12 protein-coding genes and 2 riboswitches are annotated in these 22,342 nt (G+C 33.0%); of the genes, 1 reads left to right on the top strand and 11 read right to left on the bottom strand.

Annotated features, from left to right (window positions below; genetic code table 11):
* Positions 1-85 precede the first annotated feature (85 nt).
* From Q8X41_RS13640 to Q8X41_RS13630, 3 genes are all read right to left on the bottom strand, one after another.
* Positions 86-1,432: a nucleobase:cation symporter-2 family protein gene (locus tag Q8X41_RS13640; protein ID WP_397536839.1), complete on the bottom strand. Its 1,347-nt coding sequence runs from the start codon at positions 1,430-1,432 to the stop codon at positions 86-88.
* Positions 1,433-1,447: 15 nt separating this feature from the next.
* Positions 1,448-2,017 carry a xanthine phosphoribosyltransferase gene (locus Q8X41_RS13635; protein WP_397536838.1) on the bottom strand — a complete coding sequence of 190 codons (570 nt, stop codon included), beginning with the start codon at positions 2,015-2,017 and terminating at the stop codon, positions 1,448-1,450.
* Between the two features lie 222 nt (positions 2,018-2,239).
* Positions 2,240-2,341, bottom strand: a riboswitch (purine riboswitch).
* 238 nt (positions 2,342-2,579) lie between these two features.
* Complete coding sequence (locus Q8X41_RS13630; RefSeq protein WP_397536837.1) at positions 2,580-4,052, bottom strand: amino acid permease; 1,473 nt, start codon at positions 4,050-4,052, stop codon at positions 2,580-2,582.
* A 140-nt stretch (positions 4,053-4,192) separates the two neighbouring features.
* Positions 4,193-4,372, bottom strand: a riboswitch (Lysine riboswitch).
* Positions 4,373-4,582: 210 nt separating this feature from the next.
* Between Q8X41_RS13630 and Q8X41_RS13625 the strand changes: the two genes are divergently transcribed.
* Positions 4,583-5,797 (top strand): CynX/NimT family MFS transporter, encoded by a 1,215-nt coding sequence (locus Q8X41_RS13625; protein WP_397536836.1) that lies wholly within the window; start codon positions 4,583-4,585, stop codon positions 5,795-5,797.
* A 195-nt stretch (positions 5,798-5,992) separates the two neighbouring features.
* Here the strand turns inward: Q8X41_RS13625 and Q8X41_RS13620 are convergent, their stop codons facing one another.
* From Q8X41_RS13620 to Q8X41_RS13585, 8 genes are all read right to left on the bottom strand, one after another.
* Positions 5,993-7,057 (bottom strand): nitric oxide synthase oxygenase, encoded by a 1,065-nt coding sequence (locus Q8X41_RS13620; protein ID WP_397536835.1) that lies wholly within the window; start codon positions 7,055-7,057, stop codon positions 5,993-5,995.
* A gap of 267 nt (positions 7,058-7,324) precedes the next feature.
* Positions 7,325-8,515 (bottom strand): GGDEF domain-containing protein, encoded by a 1,191-nt coding sequence (locus Q8X41_RS13615; RefSeq protein ID WP_397536834.1) that lies wholly within the window; start codon positions 8,513-8,515, stop codon positions 7,325-7,327.
* 300 nt (positions 8,516-8,815) lie between these two features.
* Positions 8,816-12,019, bottom strand: coding sequence for a hypothetical protein (locus Q8X41_RS13610; protein ID WP_397536833.1), 3,204 nt, complete (start codon positions 12,017-12,019; stop codon positions 8,816-8,818).
* Complete coding sequence (locus tag Q8X41_RS13605; protein ID WP_397536832.1) at positions 12,016-13,443, bottom strand: glycosyltransferase; 1,428 nt, start codon at positions 13,441-13,443, stop codon at positions 12,016-12,018. The genes Q8X41_RS13610 and Q8X41_RS13605 overlap by 4 nt, the downstream gene beginning before the upstream one ends.
* 2 nt (positions 13,444-13,445) lie before the next feature.
* The gene (locus tag Q8X41_RS13600) at positions 13,446-14,477 is read right to left on the bottom strand and encodes a HEAT repeat domain-containing protein (RefSeq protein ID WP_397536831.1); all 1,032 of its coding nucleotides are present in this window, start codon (positions 14,475-14,477) and stop codon (positions 13,446-13,448) included.
* A complete protein-coding gene (locus tag Q8X41_RS13595; RefSeq protein WP_397536830.1) occupies positions 14,477-15,388 on the bottom strand; it encodes a response regulator in 912 nt (303 codons plus the stop codon). Before Q8X41_RS13595 ends, Q8X41_RS13600 begins: the two co-directional genes overlap by 1 nt.
* Positions 15,389-15,751: 363 nt before the next feature.
* The gene (locus Q8X41_RS13590) at positions 15,752-16,909 is read right to left on the bottom strand and encodes a transglutaminase domain-containing protein (RefSeq protein WP_397536829.1); all 1,158 of its coding nucleotides are present in this window, start codon (positions 16,907-16,909) and stop codon (positions 15,752-15,754) included.
* 312 nt (positions 16,910-17,221) lie between these two features.
* Positions 17,222-21,997 carry a collagen binding domain-containing protein gene (locus Q8X41_RS13585; RefSeq protein ID WP_397536828.1) on the bottom strand — a complete coding sequence of 1,592 codons (4,776 nt, stop codon included), beginning with the start codon at positions 21,995-21,997 and terminating at the stop codon, positions 17,222-17,224.
* Positions 21,998-22,342 lie beyond the last annotated feature (345 nt).

Below are 22,342 nucleotides of genomic sequence, written 5' to 3'. Positions count from 1 at the left end.
GAGTTCCATTCATTACTACTTCATTTTCTTGAACTATAAAAAATAGCCTCGTCCTTTTCGGATGAGGCTATTACTTGTTTAATTATTAAGCATGTTTTTCAGTGAATTTTGAATTTGCTTCCTTCACTTCTTCATTTACTTGTACATGCTCCACTTCAACTTGTTTTTCACGTCTCCATGGAATCATGTTGAAGATGATATTTAACACGATTGCTGTAACACTACCAGCAACAATACCGTTACTAGTTAAAATGCGAAGAGTTTCTGGTAGCACTTTGAAGATATCAGGAACAACTGTTACACCAAGACCCATACCAATTGCACAAGCAATGATCATGGCATTACCTTCTGACTCACCAATAGCAGTACCTAACATTTTAATCCCTTGAGAGATAACCATACCGAACATAGCAATCATTGCACCACCAAGTACAGGAATTGGGATAATTGTTGTTAATGCAGCAATTTTAGGTAAGAAACCTAGTGATACAAGTAGGATTCCTGTGATAAAGATAACTGCACGATTTTTTACACCAGTTAGTTGCATTAAACCAACATTTTGAGAAAATGCAGTGTATGGGAATGAGTTGAAAATACCACCAATAATAGAAGCTAAACCTTCTGATCGATAACCACGAGCAAGTGCTTTATCGTCAATTGGTGTATTTGTCATTTCACTTAAAGCAAAATATGAACCAGTTGATTCAACAAGTGATACAAGTGCAACCAATGTCATTGTGATGATAGGTACAACATGAAATTCTGGAGTTGAAAAATAGAATGGTGTTACAATTTGGCCCCATGCAGCATCTTTAACAGGTGTGAAATCTACCATACCCATGAAAGTCGCAGCTACAGTGCCAAGCACTAAACCTATTAAAATAGCAATTGAACGAACGAAACCTTTAGTAAAACGATACAACAAAATGATGGCGATTAATGTACCAAAAGCAAGTGAAATGTTAGAAGCAGAACCGAAATTTGGTGCTCCTTGACCACCACCAGCATTATTAATAGCTACTGGAATTAATGTAACCCCGATAATTGTAACAACACAACCTGTAACGATTGGCGGGAAGAATTTTACCAATTTACCGAATACTCCTGAAATAAGAACAACGATTATACCTGATGCGATGACTGCACCATATATAGCTCCTAAGCCGAAATCCGTACCAATCCCAATAATTGGTGTTACAGCTGTAAATGTACATCCAAGTACTAATGGTAATCCGATACCAAATACTTTACCACGCGCAACTTGTAATAATGTAGCAAGTCCGCACATCATAATATCAATGGATACTAAATACGTTAACTGAGTTGAATCAAATTTTAGAGCGCCACCAATAATTAATGGCACTAAAATTGCTCCTGCATACATTGCTAGTAAATGCTGAATCCCAAGTGTTGCAAGTTTTACCTTGTTCATTTGATCAGTTGCCTCCTAAGCAAATTGTACTTTTTCGTTTTCTAATGAAGAAACAATAGCTAATGAATCAACGCGATAACCTTGTTCGCGTAATAATTGGCCTCCAGGTTGGAAACCTTTTTCGATCACAATACCGATACCACTTGTAGTAGCACCTGCTTGTTTTACAATATCCAGTAAACCTTTGGCAGCTTCTCCGTTTGCTAAGAAATCATCGATGATTAAAACAACATCATCATTATTTAAATAATCTTTTGAGACAGAAATTGTACTTGTTACTTTCTTCGTGAATGAGTAAACATCTGCAGAATAGAAGTTATCTGTTAATGTTACAGATTTACGTTTACGAGCAAAGACAACAGGGATTCCTAAAATCAGACCCGCCATTACTGCTGGTGCGATACCTGAAGATTCAATCGTAAGGATTTTTGTTAAACCTGCATCTTTATATAGATCAGCAAATTCTTGTCCGATTTCTTGCATGAGTTTTGGATCGATTTGATGATTTAAGAATGAATCTACTTTTAAAACGTCTCCTGATAAAACTTTACCTTCACTTACGATTTTGTCCTGAAGTGCTTTCAACTTTAGGATCTCCCTTCTTGTTTCGTTTTCTTGATATTCCTTTAATAATGTAGATTCTATATCAACTATTGGAGTAAGACTTTAAAATGCCTAACAAATTGATAGAACCAAAATAAAAAAGCCCAAAGAACTTGTACATCCAATCATCTACGAGTGGAGCAAAGTCCTTCGAGCTACAGAGTCGAAAGGAATAGTAAAGAGAATACTACTTAAGTAAACTTATTACTATTTATTGCTGCTCATAGTCAGTTCATTTACGGTGACCTGGTAGAGACTTGCGAGCCATATTCTCGCTATTATATGAGTGAATGATATTTTGTTTTAGATTTGAGAATGTCCCAATTATAGCACGCTATAGACAAATTTCAACAAAATATTTAAATATAAAACTATTCAGAAATGTTTAAAACCCGAATATTTACAAATATATAAGCGGAAATATAGGCATTATGCGAACATTAACGACGTTTATAATCATAAATATACGCTGATTCACCCTTTAATCCTTTAAAAAAAGCTAATCTATTTCAGGTATCTTCCCTGAGATAGATTAGCCTTTTAATTAACCGTGATTTGGTCGATCAGATGTAAAATCCGCATCCTCTAAACGAACAATTTTAGTTTTATGTTTCCATTTGTAACCGAACCACAGGATTAAGAAGATTGGTAAACCGATATAAGATACTAATATACCGTACCAATCGATATGATCTCCCGTAAATGCTGTATAGTTTTGTCCTAATACTACAATCAAACATAATACAAACGCAAAGATCGGACCAAATGGGAAGAATCTTGAGCGATAAGGTAGTTCAGATAAGTCATGACCTTGTGCAACATATGCTTTGCGGAAACGATAATGACTTGCCGCAATCCCTAACCATGCAATAAATCCGCACATACCTGAAGCATTTAACAACCAAATATATACAGTACCTGTACCAAATAATGATGCTAAGAATGATAAACAAGCTACTAGAACTGTTGCAACAAGTGCAGCAACTGGTACTCCACGTTTGTTTAATTTTTTAAAGATTTTAGGTGCTTTACCTTCCATCGCTAATTGCCATAGTGTACGAGATGATGCATATAAACCAGAGTTACCAGCAGATAAAATAGCTGTTAATATAACAGCGTTCATAATAGATGCTGCAAAAGCAATACCTGCATTTTCAAATACTAAAGTAAATGGACTTACTGTTACATCATCACTATTAGCAAGACGTGGATCTGTATAAGGGATTAACAAACTAATAGCTAATATCGCCAGAATATAGAACAACAAGATTCGCCAGAAAATTTGACGAACTGCTTTTGGAATTGTTTTACCAGGATTTTTTGTTTCCCCGGCAGTAATACCAAGTAATTCTGTTCCCTGGAATGAGAATCCTGCAGCTAAGAAAATACCAAATGTTGCAAAGAAACCACCGTGGAAAGGTGCATCACCTTTAAAGAAATTTGTAAATCCAACTGGTGCTTTGCCTCCAAGAATTCCAAAAATCATTAAGAAGCTGACAATCAAGAAGATAATAACTGTAGCTACTTTAATGAAAGCAAACCAATATTCACTTTCTCCAAAACTATTAACAGATAAGTAATTTAACACAAAAATAATCACTAGAAACGCTGCGCTCCAAATAAATGAAGGCGTGTCTGGGAACCAATATTTCATCACAATGGATACAGCTGAAATTTCCGCCGCAATTGTAATAGCCCAGTTATACCAATAGTTCCAACCTAGTGCAAATCCTAATGCTGGATCGATAAATTTTGAAGCATACGTATTAAACGAACCAGAGACTGGCATGTATGCAGCCATTTCTCCAAGACTTGTCATCAAGAAGAATACCATAATCCCTATCAAACCATAGGCTAGTAATGCTCCACCAGGTCCAGCAGCAGCAATCGAATTACCACTTGCTAATAGCAAACCTGTACCGATGGTTCCACCAAGCGAAATCATCGTAATATGACGACTTTTTAAACCTCTATTTAAGCTCGGTTGTTCACCAGAGCTTGTATTTTTTGTACTCATAGCTCTCCTCTTTCCCATTTTCATTGCAAGAAAGGTCGGGTTGAAGTCAATTCAGCTTCGGACACGAGCCCGTAGCTATAAAAATAAAAATACCATCACAAGGATGCTTGAGATGGTATCTAAAATCCCCCATCAACCTTGATAAAGATAGCTCAACACGTCGTTTCAGACGTGACAGTTCTGTACCTTTCGATAACAGCCCCAGCATTGTTAATAAAAAGCTTACCAACACTTCGGCAATATTCCCTTTTTAATCGAGTCGTTAATGCTTTTTCATCTCGTCGATCATACTCATGAATATCGCGACCTCTACCTCACCTATTGGATGAGGCATGCAATATATAATTTCAATACGTTTCCCATTATAATACAAGGTATCCTCGATAACAAGACATAAAGCATATGGTATTTTAATACAATAAAAGTTTTATAAATGTCATAACCTCTTATTTTATGTCGAAATATTGAAATTTACTATCTATTAATGATACGGTTGCTAAAGAATCTTAATTACAAAGGAGGTAAAGAAATTGACTTCACAACAATCCTCTAGAGAAAGTAAAAAAATACCTTGGAATCGAAATACTTGGATACTCGTGCTAGGCATTATTTTCATTGCTGCTACATTACGTTCACCACTAACTTCTGTAGGTCCAATTATTTCTTACATAAAAGAAGGCTTGGATATTTCGAATGTACTAGCAGGGTTTATAACAACCATCCCTTTACTTGCATTTGCAATTGTGTCACCATTTGCGCCAAAATTCGCCAGAATATTTGGATTCGAAAAAACACTACTAGTTGCAATGGTTATATTAACAGTCGGTATTTTCATACGTTCACTTGGAGATACTTTCTTCCTATTATTAGGAACTACATTAATCGGGATTGCTATAGCATTTGGTAATGTTTTGCTTCCAGCTCTTATTAAGTTAAAATTCCCATTACAAGTAGGCTTACTAACATCTATCTTCACGGTTGCAATGAATATCTCAGCAAGCGTTGCAGCTGGGATTAGCTATCCAATAGCTGGTACCGCTTTCGGTTGGAAAGGTGCACTTGGTTGCTGGATTATTCTTGCCATTATCGCAATAATTGTATGGTTACCACAATTACGCCAGAAAGTAGCGATACAAGAAAATCATAATGACGCGAAACTAAGTAAACCCATTTGGAAATATCCTTTAACTTGGGCAATTACACTAGCAATGGGATTGCAATCATTAATATTCTATACAACAGCAGCTTGGATTCCAGCAATGTTGGAATCCCAAGGAATGAGTGCAAATCAAGCAGGGTGGATGTTCTCTATTATGCAATTTTCACAATTACCAATGACTTTTCTCATTCCTATTTTAGCGGGGCGAAAATCTGATCAACGCTCACTTGTAGTAATGTTTGGTACATTCTATGTAGTTGGGTTCGCAGGAATATTAATGAATTGGACCTCACTAACAATGCTATGGATGATTCTTCTCGGACTGGCAGGTGGGGCATCATTTGGACTTGCGATGATGTATTTCTCTTTACGTTCTCGCAATGCATTAGAGGCAGCAGAACTTTCTGGCACAGCACAATCTGTTGGATACCTACTCGCAGCTGTTGGACCCGTTCTTTACGGATATATACATGATTTATGGGATAGCTGGCATGCAGCAAACATACTTTACGCCATCACAGTTGTCGGTTTAATAATCTCCGCATGGATCTCAGCAAAAGACCGCTTTGTAACACCAGAAAAGTAAAAAAAATCTTGAGCGACTACGTAATGTCGCTCAAGATTTTTTGTTCCTTACTGTTTATCATTAAATAAATAGTGTGCAATTATCTTTACAAATGAATTCATTTACAGTAATTAAAACAAAAATACATCTCTCACATTACATTGAAACTTAATGGAACGATGTATTTAATGTAATTTTCTTGTTTATAATCCAATATTAATAAGGTGTTTTTTGATAAGAATAGATAGGCGATTTTTTCGTATTATCGTAGGGCTTACGGAAAATATGAGTTGTGGCTGGTGATAACGGTGGTATTAGCCATGTCCAGTTTCCTGTTACATCACGATTTGCACTCTCTTCATTTGCCTCAAAACGTTTAAACTGTTGCGCCGCTGTATGGTGATCAACAATACTCACACCGTCTTCTTTAAAGGAATAAAGTACAGCTGCATTTAGTTCTACTAAGGCACGATCTTGCCATAGACTTGAACTTGAAGACATATTTAAACCCATTTTCTCCGCAACAACCGGCAATAGATTATAACGGTGTTCATCTGCTAAATTACGGGCGCCAATTTCCGTTCCCATATACCAGCCATTAAATGGTGCTGCTGCATATGCTATCCCCCCTACTTCAAGCTTCATACTTGAAATCATCGGTACTGCATACCATTTCAATTGTAAATCAGCAAACCAATCAAATTCAGGATGTAGCAAAGGTACTTCTTTTACGTATTCTTGCGGGATATCAAACAATCGAGGTTGACGATCCTCAATTTGAATAACTAGTGGCAATACATCAAACTGACCGCCTTCTCCTTGCCAACCTAATTCAATACATTTTTTCGTAAAAGTAAGAGAATCAGAATCCCCAATTACGGAACCATCTTCTTGTTCATAACCAGCATAACGAATTAACTGGTGATTCCAAATCCGCACTTTTTCCGGTTCGAAGATGGAAATGGTAGGTCGTATTTTCCCATTATTCGTTGCAAATTCGATATGTTCTAAAAGCTTTTCATAAATCGTTTCTTCATCTGTTATAGCGCGTTGATCTTTTACTTGTAGCGATTGCCAAAACAGACGTCCGATACACTTATTACTATTTCGCCACGCCACTTTTGCCCCGTAAGCGAGTTCATCTGAAGTATGTGTATAATGTCCATACTCCATAATATCCCTTTCAACTTCTTTCAGTCGTTTTTCTAACTGATCTATTGGCAAATTATTTTCCGTATAATACAACTTTATAAAATCAAAAGCCTCATTTAGCATCGGCATAATATTACTAAAAACCTCCTATTAAAAACCAAGTACTTCTATCATAAATGAATTATTCTTAATAAAAAATATGTAGATTAAATACTAATTTATATCTTAATTTTTATTAGGTAATATTCTATCCATGAGCTATAGGCTCTCAACATTGAATAATTTTATACATAAAAAATGTCTGGAGTATAAACTCCAGACATTAATATCTTCTATTAAAAAATAAACATATGATTTTTATGTTTCAAATTTTGAGAAAAACTAATCGATAAGAGCTTATTGTAATATAAGATACGAATTTCTACCTCTATCTTTTACAACATATAAAGCATGATCTGCGCTAATTATCACATCTTCAATTTCATTAGATGTTGTACATAATCCTGTGGAGGCACCCATACTGACTGTTACAAATTGAGAAACACATGATTCTGCATGCGAGATATTAAGTGTTGAAACAGCAACTTCAATTTCTTTACAAAGATCTTCTACGCGTTCTAAAGACATATCGATGCCCGCAACGATAAATTCCTCACCGCCCCATCTAACGGTTGTATACCCATATTTATTTGCTAACATTTCAATTGTTTTAGCCACCGATTTTAATACTTCATCACCATTTGTATGGCCATAATAATCATTAAAATTTTTAAAATAATCAATATCGATTATAACAATAGTAAAGGAAACACCTTTTTTCTCATTAAGTTCAAATAGGTTATTAATATACGCCTGAAAGCCATGACGATTCAAAACAGTGGTCAATTCGTCATAATGGGCTTGTTTAGCTAGTTTTCTATTTGCAAATTGTAGCTGCTCTGCAAGCAAAGCATTATTTTCCAATTCCTGACGCCATTGTAGCTTGGCAAAATATAAATTTACAAATACTCTGTAAACAATACGAGACAAGATAAATGATACAAATAATATTAGAAAGAACAGATATAGTATCCGATAAAAATCTGATTTGTAAGAAGAAATTATTGTAAGACACGTACAAAACAGTATAGTAGCAAGTAGGTTAATTACAATCATTTGCTTAGCAGAAGTATAAAATAATGCAGCACAAAGAAACAAACAAATTGAAAGCATTAATATATGCTGATACCCAACCAGATCAATTATAGAAATTACTACTCCCCAAACAATTGAAACTATTAAATAAATTATTACGATTCTTTCCCATTTTACAATTTCCCTCGTAGTCCATTTAGATTCTTTTATTCGATTATGAACAAAATAAAAAAATGCAATATTAAATATTCCAAATAAAGAATACAAAGTTAGATAAACTACAGAAAATACAGGCTGGAAATCCATAAAAAATACAGCATATGTATTCAATAAGCCAACCCATACGATTACACCGATAAATACTTTAGATGTCAAAAGTATTCGAGACATATTTTCCAACAATCTCTCTTGTCGAAAATCCCAGCTATTATCTATGTGCCTGTTATCAAGCATATACAGTCACTCCCATTAAAAGTCCTCTAACCTCTTCTAAAATACTTCTGCATTAATATCAATCCACTCAGTTATTTACTATTTAAAACGAAACGTTTTATATCATTTATTTCCAATATATCAATTAATAAGACGCAATAAATATCCTTCGCTATCTATATTAATAGTTATATTAACCTGTATTAAATAAACAAATTCTGAACAAATGTTCAATATATTTATCATAAATTAGCAGAATACCAAAAAGAGACCCTAATTAAAAAAATAATTAGGGCCACTTTTAACATTAACGTATTATTTCTAGTCTCCAATAGAATTGAATTTTTTTTGCAAGATATAATAGGATTCTTTTAATCGATAGATTGACTTTGGTAGATCCCAATTAACCCAGCTATATTGTTTAAATGCAGGAATCATCTTTTTTTCTGCTTTCGGGAATGAATCCAACAATTTCCCTTGCTTATTTACATAAGCAACTCCCACCTGAATTCCATTCACTTTTTCACTTGCAGAAAAGTTTAGTTCGCTTATGTTCCCCATAATTTCTTTCGTACTAGGGTCTTTAAAATTCAACAAAAGCCAAGGAATGCGTAACTCTATGGTATTTTCCTTTTCATTTATATTAAAATCAACTAATGAGTTATAGTCCTTACTAGCAGGATTTCCATTCCCTTCTTTCAACTTACCCGTTTCATAGTATGAAAAAGGAATAACCTTTTTAGTCGTAGGAATTGTAAAACTATCATTTAATACGTAACGAACAGGAGAAAACAAACCTGTATTTCCTTTGCTATAATAATCGAATCCTGCTCTATAGCCCCTATAAAGAGCTGCAAATAAATCATATTGACGATCCACTAAGACATGTGCATCATTTTTACTTTTAATTGGTACAATGAAATCAAGTCCATTTTTTGTATGAACCATTGGCATTTGCTTAATGGAGGTATTCCCTTTTCCTTGTAACGTATCTAGTAGTAATACAGGATAACCTTGTTTTAAGTCCTTCATTTTTATCTTGTAATATAAATAACGTTCATCATGGTCGACCATTAAAGATTGTAATTCTCCTCCGCCACCTTTATAGAGTTCTTTAGCTTCAGACCAATCATCATACTTTCCATCCACTTTTATCTTTAGTCGATCAAAACTTAATAGACCAAATTGCTGCTCGTTCGTTTGAGCATTCGACCAATAAGGGCGACGATTTGGATCATCATAATCCATCGTATTCCAAGTTCTTTTAAACCACTCATCCTGCCATGTAAAGGCAAGTCCTCCTAAAAGCCCCTCATGTTCAATATCTTCATACAAATGCACTAAGATATCGCCTTGTTCCTTTTCAGATAAATGCCCTTGATTCCAACCATAGATATTTGTATGGGTCATTCCTCTAGAAGATGGTACACCAAATTCAGCAACTAAAATGGGTAGGTTATGCGCCTTATGCAAATCATGTAAATATCCAGCATAATTATTTTTCTTCCCTCTAAAATCAACAAAATTTTTATAATCATAGTTCATTGATTCCGGGTAATAAGGATAGATATGATAACTCGCAAATTCCTTGGTCAATGTAAAGGGACCTTTTAAATGAATAACATTCGGATTAACAGAAACTAAATCTTCCTCTTCACTTGGTTCAGTAGGATGTTTTAATAAGTCTGTCGTCACCCAGTTCGTGAAGCTTAGTGGACGTATCCAATTATATTTTTCTAATTCATATGTTGCCGTATAATCCATTTGTGTAGTTAACCAGTTTTCAAACGGAGATGCATTTTTTGCCTCGACATATTTCCCCTTATAGTCGTGCATTGTTTTATTCAATTTATTTGTTGATTGAACCATTTCAGGATCCCATTCAATCCCAAGTATCCATCCAATAACGTATTTAGAAATATCCGCATTATATGCACCTGAAGCATGCCCAGCTTTTGGTAAAATCAATGCATTCCCATGAATAATATCTATCGTCTTCTTTATTTCATTTTGAAAATTAATTGTTCCTACTTTATCAAAGGCATTGCCCTTACTAACCAGCCTTTCCTCATCAATCCATACACCATGTAGAACATATATAGGTTTTTTATGATTTTCATTGTATTTTTTTAATGCATTATAAAATCCAGGTGGGTGGATTGTATAAACTCGGATTGTATTGGCTCCTAGTTTACCTATGTCTTTAAACCACTGATAATACTCATCTTCTGTAATAGCTGTTTCTCCTGGAAAATAACCAGGTTTCGCAATACCAACATTTACGCCTTTGATCTTCATACTTTGCCATTTACCGTCTATTTTAACTTCCATTTTGTCGTCAGATATTTTAGCTGTGTAGTGAACATCTTTATTATTTTCAGTTTTCTTCTTGCTTATATGTTCTTTATCATCGTTTTTATCGGCATAAGCCTGTTTTAAAATTTCTTTCATCATAGGAACATATGCATCAAAATAAAATGCTGAATCTGAAAATCTATTAGCGTATTTATTAATAGTAAGGATGCCTTTCATTTTGTAAAAGTTTGGCGCAGTTGAAATATCATTAAAATCTCCTGCTAAATAGTAGGTTGTTGCACTCTTAATTTGTGTTTTATTTACTGCTACAAAGGATGTCGGAATATTATTATCTGTTAATTTCTCTTGCCCTTTTTTGGTTAAATTCCAATCATAATTAGCCAATACATTTCTTTTATCTTCTGATGTCACAATGTCAAACCAATAATTATATTTGACGCTCTTTTCAATATTGAACTCTTTCTTACCCTGTTCAGTGAATTTTAGCCAAATCCCCTTGTTGTCTATATCTTCTCCCGTTTTTAATACAACAATTTCATTTTCTTTCTCATTAATTAATATAAAGCCCTTACCTTTATATCCCCAATTACTACCGTATTTATCAACTATCCATTTAGGAATTTCATTGTTTTTACGATAATCCAATTCATCAAAATATCGCCCCATCCATCCAGATGACTGAATACCTAAAACACTGCTCATATGATTTCTTACTGTTTCATCTGTTGGGGATGCTAATGTATTAAATTCGGCTACTAACGTACTTTTTTTGTCCTCATTTAATCGATTAACAATTGCTTTCCATTCATTCATTTTCAGTCCGCCGTATACTAGATTAGATCGCTCTCCTTCTCGATTTTTGTTTATCCAAGGAAAATCATCTTGATATACTCCATATGTATCGGCAATGTAAATGACATCATCATTTTCATATGAATCTGGTAAGCCTTTTATAGAATACGTCTTTTTACGGGTATTCGGTTTAAATCCAAAATAATCATCCAGCTTATAGGAATCATTATTTGAATCTACATATTTTAAGGTTTTTAATAACCAATTCAATCCTAAGTGTTCTCTATAGGATTCATCGGGCACTGTTTTATCAATTATCGCTATTTGTAACTTCTTCTCATCTTCTAGTTGCCAAAGGATAAATGATAAAGAAATGACCAAAATTACGAAGACAAAAATCCCTATAATCTTTTTCATTCTACTTTCCCTACTTTCCTATCTAGACCTTTTCTAGTCATATCCCCCCAACTACTTTTGCGCGTAAGATAATTCATAAGTCCTTCTAATCTAAATAACAAAGTTAAAGGCTTATACCATAAAACTTCTGTAAAAGAGAGAATTAATAGATTAAATAAGTCTTTTATTTTAGGATAGCTTTTCATCGTCCAACCTTCTAATATAATTGATAGCATAGAAAATAACGTTCCATACAAAATAAACAACAGTAACAATAAAACGGCAAATTCAAAATAGACTTTCCCGGTAAAGAATGCATAAATAACGTAGATATACCCTCCCAGTTCAACAATCGGGCCAACACATTCAATAATAAGATAATAGGGAAAAGCAATCATTCCAATGCGTCCGTATTTAGGATTCAACATCATCTGGCGATTTTTCCATAAACTTTCCATCAATCCTTGATGCCAACGACCTCTTTGTTTTCGAAGTGTTTGAACAGTTTCAGGCGCTTCTGTCCAACATACCGGATCTGGTACAAAAACAATTTTTTTCTTTTCCTTTTTTTCTCTCGTTAATCGATGAAGTCTTACTACGAGTTCCATATCCTCACCAATTGTATTTCTTAGATATCCTCCAGCATCAATTACATATTTTTTAGAAAACACGCTAAAAGCGCCTGAAATAATCAACACCATATTTGACTTACTAAAAGCAATTCGCCCCATTAAAAATGCACGGAAGTATTCAATAACCTGCATTACAACAAGTGGTTTTTTTGAAAAACCAACACTCATAATTGACCCCATTTGAATATCCGATCCATTTGCAATCTTTACGCTCCCACCAGTTGCAATGACATCATCTGATTGAATAATAGGTTCCATTACTCGCAATAACGAATTAGTATCTAAAATACAATCACCATCAATTGAACAAAAATAAGGATACTTAGACACATTAATTCCACAATTCAATGCATCTGCTTTTCCACCATTTTCTTTATCTACTAACACGATTTTTTTATTAATTGTAGATTGGTAAATAGCTCTAATTGGATTGGTGGTAATTTGTTTACGTACAACTTTATCAATTTTCTTCATTTTGAAATTTTTGATTAAGACATCGAGTGTTTTATCTTTTGATCCGTCATTAATAATGATAATTTCATACTCTGGATAATTGATACATAATAATGATTGAACCGTATCCAGAATATTTTGTTGTTCATTATATGCTGGAACTAATATGGAAACAGGCTTCGAAAATTGAATATCATTTAATTCTTCATATAAATTCACCTTATCTAATTGATGATCTTTCCATAATGTATATAAAGAAAAGAGTAGCATAATAGTATAAGTAAAAACGATGATTAATACATAAAATAATATTAAATATACAAATGGATGAATTAGCATCTGTTTTAGTAAATAGTCCATTTTTACGCTCCTAACGACTCTAAAATAATATCTCTAGCGTATAGATCATCTGTTTGTTCATAAAGTAATTTCAATACTTTTTCACCATTCTTTTGATCAGTAATCATTTGTACAGTATGATGCCTTACCCACCATGAAGGATCAGTTACCAAAACTTTGAGGTAATCTATAATCTCATCTAATGGAAAATATTTTAGTATTTTTGCAAATAACATTCTTTCTCTCCAATCGTCTGCATAGAAAAATGGTTCATATGTTTCAATTGGTTGAATAAAACCTATTTGCTCGATTGCCTTCATGGCATGTATCCGAATCTCAATATTCTCATCTTTAATCAATTCATGCAGGAAATCTGTATACTCTAACATACTTTTTGATGCAATTGTATCAATAACAGCAATTTGTTGGCTTTGTGTTAATGATGAAAAGGCTTGCATGATTTCTTTTATAGTATCCTCTTTTAATAAGGCTAATACTTTATATAATTCAATATTACTTATTCTATCAGTAGAGTTTTTTAATTGGCTCATTAAGTGTTCTGGCAGGAAGAGGGCAATCACCTTATACATTTCAAAATACTCTTTTTGCGAAAATTTTCTGGAGCTATTTAAAAGTTCCAACACGCTTGGCGCTAAAGTTTGTATTTTAAAATCAAGTATTTTAAATAGCGCGTTTAAACGTATCCCCCATCTTCTACTTTTGAGGTTTTTTTTATAATGCTCTGATAGGTTCTTTTCAACATATTGAGTTATACGTTTCACGACATCTTGATCGTTTAATAAATGAATATATTTTGTAAGAATGATTTCGATTGCTTTGACTTGATATGGATTATGAACATTCTCGAGAGTTTCTATTGAACTACCTTCTATGAAATAGTGATAACACTGAGGTAAAAGTTCTGATACGTATTTCTGGACATTTTTTTCATCTTTATTTTGTAACAAACGACTATAAATAAGATAAATAGAGCAACAAGCCACGATTACGACGATACAAAAAACAACGATTGTCAAAAGTAATATTTCACTCATTATATTCGGATCCTTTTAATCATTTGTTTTAACTCCGCTCTTACGACACTTAAATTAAACGGTTTAATAATAAAACCATCTACTCCCGATTCATAAGCATAAATCAAATCTTCCGGGGCTTGCTGTTTCGCAATAATATAAATAATGTATTTTCTGTTATTTGGCATCGACCGTAATTCATGCAATAATTGCATTCCATTCTTTTTAGGTAAAGCGTAGTTCATTAATATTAAATGCATATGATCTGATTGATACCATGACGAATCGAGAAAACTTTGACCATCAAAAAAAGAGCGTATATTTAATTCGAAATTTTCAACATCTATTTTTTTCATCATCTCACAAAAAATATTATTTGTGATTTGGTCATTCTCTATAATACTTACTTTTAAATCTGCAGGTTCTGGTGTTTGGTACTTTTCCACAACCTTAAAAGAAAATGATTCTTCCATTAAAGCTTCTTTTAAAGCCTGTATTCCATCTGTATAAATTTCTTCAAATGCAGCAAGTGTATTCTTAATTTCAACTATACTAGCACACCATTTTATTCCCTTTATTGTAGAAAATTCTTCTCTTATCTTATTTAACCTTCTTAAATAATAAACACCCTCTAATTCCTCTGCGTTTGGTAACAAGACGATCCAGCCATTAAAATCCGGTAGTTTTGTCAATATATCTGATTCTCTTAATGTTTCGGAAAGAAATTGATTCATATAATCATACTCGAGTTTATAATCAGTAACATTCGAATTATTTTTTTGAGGGATATTTTGAATATTGATAAATATTAAGGTTACTGGACTTTTTGTACGCTTATTATTACTAGAAATAAAATTAAAAAATGTAAAAAAATCTTGAAACTGAACTAAATTCGACTTTTGTACAGTTGGCGGATTTATGGTATTTTCCATTTTTCTATTTCCCTTCTTTCAATCTTTAATAGAATGCATAGGTATGTTCATAATAATGTATTTATCTAAACAAATTCTGAAAATATTCGATTCGTGTCACAATTTTAGGGATATATAAATTAATAGATTTCGCTCTACATAAGCACCTTTTGGAAGTGTAATTAGCTAAATTTATTCATTTCATACTTGCAGTTACTTTGCTAGAATACAGAACTTGTAAATTACACCTACTCATATGAAAGTCACTAACAATTACCTAATATTACTTCGTCTCATATTTATCCATGGTCTTTATAATAAGCACCACATAAGAAGAAAAGCAAACCCTTTTAGAGTTTGCTTTTCTTCTTAGCGTTATTTTTTCTAAAGCTCTATGCGACCTATTTCGCCTGAACTTTTCACCGTATAATACAGTACATTACTCTGAGTATATAAATTTATAACATGAAAATTTTTCACTTTCATTTTTTCTTTACCAGTAAGCTTCACTTTGTATAAATTACCGCCATTTGAATAATTACTGTAATAGATCCACTGACCACATATAGCAAGATACGGAGCTCTATCATTAACTACTTTTGATATTTTTTTGCTACTTTTATTCATTTTATAAAGAATATCATTTTGTGCGTTTGAGTAATAGTAGTAGCCGTTTCTTTCAATCATGTTGTTCATATTATGAAAATAATTGTAGTTTTCGCTAGTAGCAGTAGGATAATTACTTTTCACCCAATAATGGTCTTTTTCCAATTGTTTGTTCGTCAATAGAAAATAATTATAGTTTATTATTCCTTTTTTGTTTGGCACAGGATCATCCCACGTAGCATCTACGTGGGAGTATTTTCCGTTTATTTTCACTAGGTTCCATGAATGATTTTCACCATTTGCCGTTCCCGTTACATAAAAGGATTGTATACCTGCCTTTTTCAGCAGTAGCTGCATTGATTTTGAATAACCATCACAGACCGCTTTTTTATTTATTAAAGCACCATAAACTTGATAAGAATCATCTGAGACTGTATTGTTTAGATAATTTTTATAATCATATTCTACATTTAAAACTAGATAATCATGGATGGCCTTTACCTTTTCAAGTTCATTCATTTTCTTTTTTATAGTTGTATTCATGACCTTTTTTACTGCAGTATCAATTTTATTTTTCTTTTGAATAATGTTCTTTTTGCTATCATTGTATTTAAATATAATTGTTCCGTCCGAGATAACCGTTACACCATTATAATAAAAAATCTCTGGGTTTTCTTCGACAACTTGATTTACAATATCCCCAACATCTCTATAACTAATATTTTCAGGATTAAATTTAGCACTGCTATCTATATTTAAGATGCTTTTTAGTGCAATATTATAAACAGTTTGTTGTTCTTTACTTAGCGTATGTACGGAATCTTTCTCCATTGCAAATCCTTGCATTGGAGCGATACTAATTATTAATATGATGGATAAAATAACTTCTATTAATTTCCTCATCTGTATCATTCCTATCACTTCTTTTTCTTTCATTATAATAGAAATGACACAAAACCAGAACGTTACGTTAGACTTGTAGACTATTTAAACTCCATAAATGCCAACAGTATAATTACCTAAAAATATTAATAATTAGCGGAAATAGAGTGTTTTTATAGGTGTTTAAACCTAATTGTGTCATTAGATTAATAGTTTTACATAACAATACGGATGATATTCCATCATTTTCGCTACAGATAAACCCTTCACCCACAAAGGATGCATAAGAAATCCACTATCATATATCAAAACCAATAAAAATAGCTATTCAGTAGATTAAATTCTGCTGAATAGCTCTTCTATAATTTACGCTTTTTTATTTCTCTTATTAAATACGATCCATAAACCTAACAACATGATTAACATCCCTGCAAATATCGATCCCCATAAAGAGTCTATACCGGTTTGGGGTAGAAATTCACCTTTGTTAGAAGATGCTGGTTTTCTCAATTCTTTCGTCTCTTTCACATCTTTAGATTTGGCTGGCTTTGTATTACCCGAAGAATTAGGTTGATTTTCTTTATCTTTTTTACCAGAATGATTTGGCTTTTGATTGTTGTTATCTTCTTGGCTATTTGGATTATTTGGATCTTTAGAGTTATTTGGTTCACTCGGCTTACTTGGTTTTCCTGGCTTACCTGGCTTACCTGGCTCTCCTGGTTTGCCTGGTTTGCCTGGTTCTCCTGGTTTCCCTGGCTCTCCTGGTTTACCTGGTTCTCCTGGCTTGCCTGGTTCTCCCGGTTTCCCTGGTTCTCCCGGTTTCCCTGGCTCTCCTGGTTTGCCTGGTTCACTTGGATCTGGGATATAAGGTATACGTACATTAGACTTTGATAAATCTATAATATTAATCTGTTCTCTATCAATAGTAAATTCAACTGGTTTATTATCTAAATAATATCCTGTTGGTGCTTTTGTTTCTATTAGTTGATAATTACCTTCTTCCAGGTTTTCTACATAGATTTCTCCGTTAGCGTCTGTTACCAGTTGTTCTTTCCCAAAAACAACTTCATATCCATCTGTACCTGGTTTTTGATACATCAATTTGAATTCGGCACCTTTTAATCCAAGGTTTGTATTATTAGCGTCTACTTTTTTCAGTTTAAACGCACGAATAATTTTATTATTTTTAACCTTTATTTCTTTGTCTTCTTGATCTAAATCCACTGATAGATTGCCATCTTCTTTATCGATCGCATATCCATTTGGTGCTTTTACTTCTTTTAAAGTGTATTGATCATACGGTAAATCTGTAAAAGTAATTTTACCATTATTATCAGTTTCTTTAGTAGCAATCAAAGTATTTTGACTATCATAAAGCTCAAATTTTGCCCCTTCTAAAACTTGTGACGGATCTTTTCCATCCACTTTAACAATAGAAAGATTACCTTTACCTCTTTCATTTGCCTTTTTAACTTCATTTGTTGCTATTTGGTCCTTTTCAATCGTAAATGAAACTGGTTTTTGATCTAATACATAATGTTCAGGAGCTTTTGTTTCAACAAATTGATAGTCACCTGGATCAAGATTATTCACAAAGATTTTACCATTTTCATCCGTTATGAATTTTGAATTCCCTTCAACTGCTTTATAGTTACCTTCTGCATCTTTTTTCTGTAATTCAAATTCGGCACCTTTTAATGCCTTTTTATCATTGTTTGCATCTACTTTTGTAAGCTCTACAGCTCGTATGACTTTTGAATTTTTAATAGTTAAGTCGTTATTACCATTGATCTCTACTCTTTGTGGATCTTTAATATCTATTGCATAACCATCTGGAGCAAGTAGTTCTTTTAATAAATAGTTTCCAAAAAGAAGTTTATCGAATATTGCAATACCATATTCGTCAGTTGTTAATGTTTTAATTACAGTATTAGTTTCCTCATCAATTAATGAGAATACAGCACCTGGTAAGAATTTTTTCGAATCCTCTGCTGCCACCTTTTTAACTGTAAGGCTACCTACTTTACCTTCACCTGTTCCCATTCCTGTTGTTTGTTTGACGGTAACAGTAGAAGAGGATTGCGTATTCTCTTCCGTTATTTCATTACCTGTTAGTTTGATGTCGTTATTAATTTTTGCACCTACTTTATCTAGTATAAGTGATTGATATTCTAGTATATATGGTGCATCAATGGCTTTTGTAAACTTAAGTTCAAATGATTCATCATCAAACGTCTTGGTAATCGTATAGTCTTCGCCTTCTTTAAGCTCTTTTCCCTTCTTAACATTTCCATTTAAATCAACAATCGTATCATATAAGCGGAAAGAATCCTTTAAAATAGATTGGTTTTCGCTTGGGGTATCCGTTAAAACAACATTAGAAATTACGGATTGACCAAAGTTAATATTCACACGCCAATTAATAATTTTACCTTTTTGCTCAGCTGATTTTGTTGTATATTCGCCACCGTGTTTTACGGATACAGCTGCTGAGAGGTCCGTTACTTTTTCTCCATTATTATAAACTGTAGCTGTATTGTGATATTGATTTTTTATAAGTGAATCTTTTAAGTTTGTTTTATACTTGATTTGATATGGCTCATTTATTTCATTTTTGAAAATTACTTTAAAGCCTGAAATTCCAGCTTCATTTGGGCCAATTTTTTCTACAGTATAATCTTCGTCTTTAGCTAATTCTTTATCAACTATTATACCATCTGCTCCTCCAGTTAAAGACATTTTATAGACCTTAATGGAATCCAGATCAAGCTTCTGACCATCTACTATATAATCTTCTACCGTAGCATTTGAAAGTGTTTTAAGATTATAGTTAACCCCAATACTCCAAGTAATTTCTTTAGTTACGGCATTGTATGAACCATTTTTAAAACCATTCGATTGCGTATAGTTATCCGGCTTAAATGTCGCAGTTGCTTCTTTCTCTTTCACATTACCTATTTTGTCTTCCCATGTCAGAAGCGCTTTATTGTCCAGTGATTTTTTAGCCTTATCTTCACGTTCTTCATAGTTAAATGTTGTTTGGTACTCAATTGTGTATGGCTCATTAATCTCATTTGTAAAAGTAATTTCAAAACCATTATTATCTGATGTAACTGTATAATCTTTATTTAATTGAAGTTTTGTTCCACCGGTTTTAATGACCAATGTATCTTGAAGGAATTTTAATCCCTTATTTGTAAAGGTATCCTTCAATTTCACGTTCTTCATTGCATGACTATCATTATTAAAAGAAATTTTCCAATTTGCAGTCTTTTTATTATAATCTGCACTAGCAAATACTTTAGTTAGTATTTGTTGATTGATGTCTCGAGTACCAGTTGTTTTTGTACCGTCACCATTTGTTACTTCATTTGTAATCTTTTCTCCTTTATAGACACGGTCAATCGCTTTGGTATGATAGACAATTTTATATGCTTTATTTATATCATTGTCGAATTTAAGTTCAAATCCGTTTTTTCCTTCTTGTGATTTCTTAGCTACTGTAAAACCGGATGTAACCGGAATTAAATTCCCTTCACTTCCATCATCCTTAATAGTAACTTCATATACTTTAACTGAATTATCTACAAGCTCTTGTGAATCATTAAAGTAGTCTGTTAAGGCTGCTTTTTCTGCTGAGATAGTTTTTTCGTTGTAATTGTACTTAATTTCCCAATTAATGGTTTGCTTAGAGCCATCGTAACCTGTTGAACTTTTGGATAACGATGTACCACGGCCAACATTTACGGTCGCACTTGCAGACTGATTCGTAAAATCATCACCAGAAAGTGTGGCTGTATTGGTATAATGAGTTTTATCCTGATCTGTAATATTCGTTGTGTATACTACTCGATATGCTGAATGAATATCTCCTAAATTGATTTGGAAATCCTTACTTTCGGTTGTCTTTCCAATGTCCAATCCCTTTACTTCTTCACCTAGTTCTACGCTGCCATCAAGATGTGTAATTAATTTATACACTTTGATAGAACCCTCTTTTAATGCCTGACCATCTTGAATCGGATCACTTAGTACTACATTTTGGATATCATCAAGATTTTTATTGAAATCAACTGTCCAATCGATTGTATTCGCATTGTATTTTTTATTAGGGGTACCACTTTTATCTATTGTAGAACCATTCGAAATGTAATTAATCGGAATATCTATAGATGCTTGCCCTTGAATAGGTGTTACAGTCACCTTTTTATCATCAGTAATCGCTACTTTCTCACTAAGTTTAGATAATACTTGGAGTGTACCTTGGATATTAGAGTGAGTTTCAATGAAGTTATTAAAAACTACCGTAACTTCACCATCCATAGCTACTGAGAATTCCCCAATAGTTTCATTGCCAAATTTAAGTGGCTGCTGATCCACAGTTTCGTAAACTTCTAATTCCTTTGGTAGATGAAATTTAAATGTAGCCCCATCTGTGTACTTATGACCATTCGGAAGGACAAACGTGTAATCTACAGCAATTGTTGATTTACGATCCACCTTATCAATAGTGTCACCTTGTGAATTTGTAAAGGTTAACTTTGCACTTGTTAAAATATTTTCTTTGATATCAGTATTTGATGTTTTAATACTGTTAATTTCCTCAGCATTTTCATTTGCATCAACTTGAGGTTGTTCTTCAACATTTTCAGCAGGTTGTTCTACTGATTTCTTTATGACTGGTTCTATTGGTTGTTCTGTTGTCTTTGCTACTGATTCTGCTTGTTTTTCTTCAGCCGAAGTATCAGGAGTTGGTTCCGTAATCTCTTTTTTTCCATCTATCTCAATCGTTCCTGTCCCACTAACTGTTTGATGCGCTAAAATAGATATTTTTATCTCATTACCTGATACGGTATATGAACCAATTACTGCACCATTAATTTGTAAAGAATTTGTTTGTGTGTTTTCAACTTTAATATTTTCAGGTAGTTGAAAGTCGTATGTCGTTTCTGTTTCCTTATCACCAGCGGTAAAATTCCAATTATATGTTACTTTTACCGATGATTCGTCTATTGTATTTGCCTTTGCTTCACCTAAAGTAAATGCTTGTTTATTGGTATCTGTGGCATATGCAGCTAGTGGTGTTAAGAAGCTATTTGCAAGTAATAGTATTAATGCAACTATTAAGCTAATCCTTTTCATAATGCTCTCCTTTTATAATTGATAAAAATATTTAGTCTCCGGGCTTAAACCATTAATTCTTTCAGCCCCCCTATTCTTCTAATGTGATTGCTTTCTGTATATCTGAACTAATAAGCTTAGATAATTAGCTCAAGCTTAGAGCCTTTTAGTACATATTAACGGTGCAAACTAAACAAATTCTGAAATTTATATTTTACGGTAAGTAAAAATGTCTATCATATCATATATATATTATTTAATTTAGCCGGATTTAGGATTTTTTTAATATTAAATACCTAAAAATATCGTTTTATATATATTTTCAATAAATAAACCATTACTTAATTACCAATTATTTATTCTCTT

The organism is Rummeliibacillus pycnus, from assembly GCF_044359855.1.
Classification (GTDB): Bacteria; Bacillota; Bacilli; order Bacillales_A; family Planococcaceae; genus Rummeliibacillus; species Rummeliibacillus pycnus_A.
This window is presented reverse-complemented; position numbering and strand designations above follow the sequence as displayed.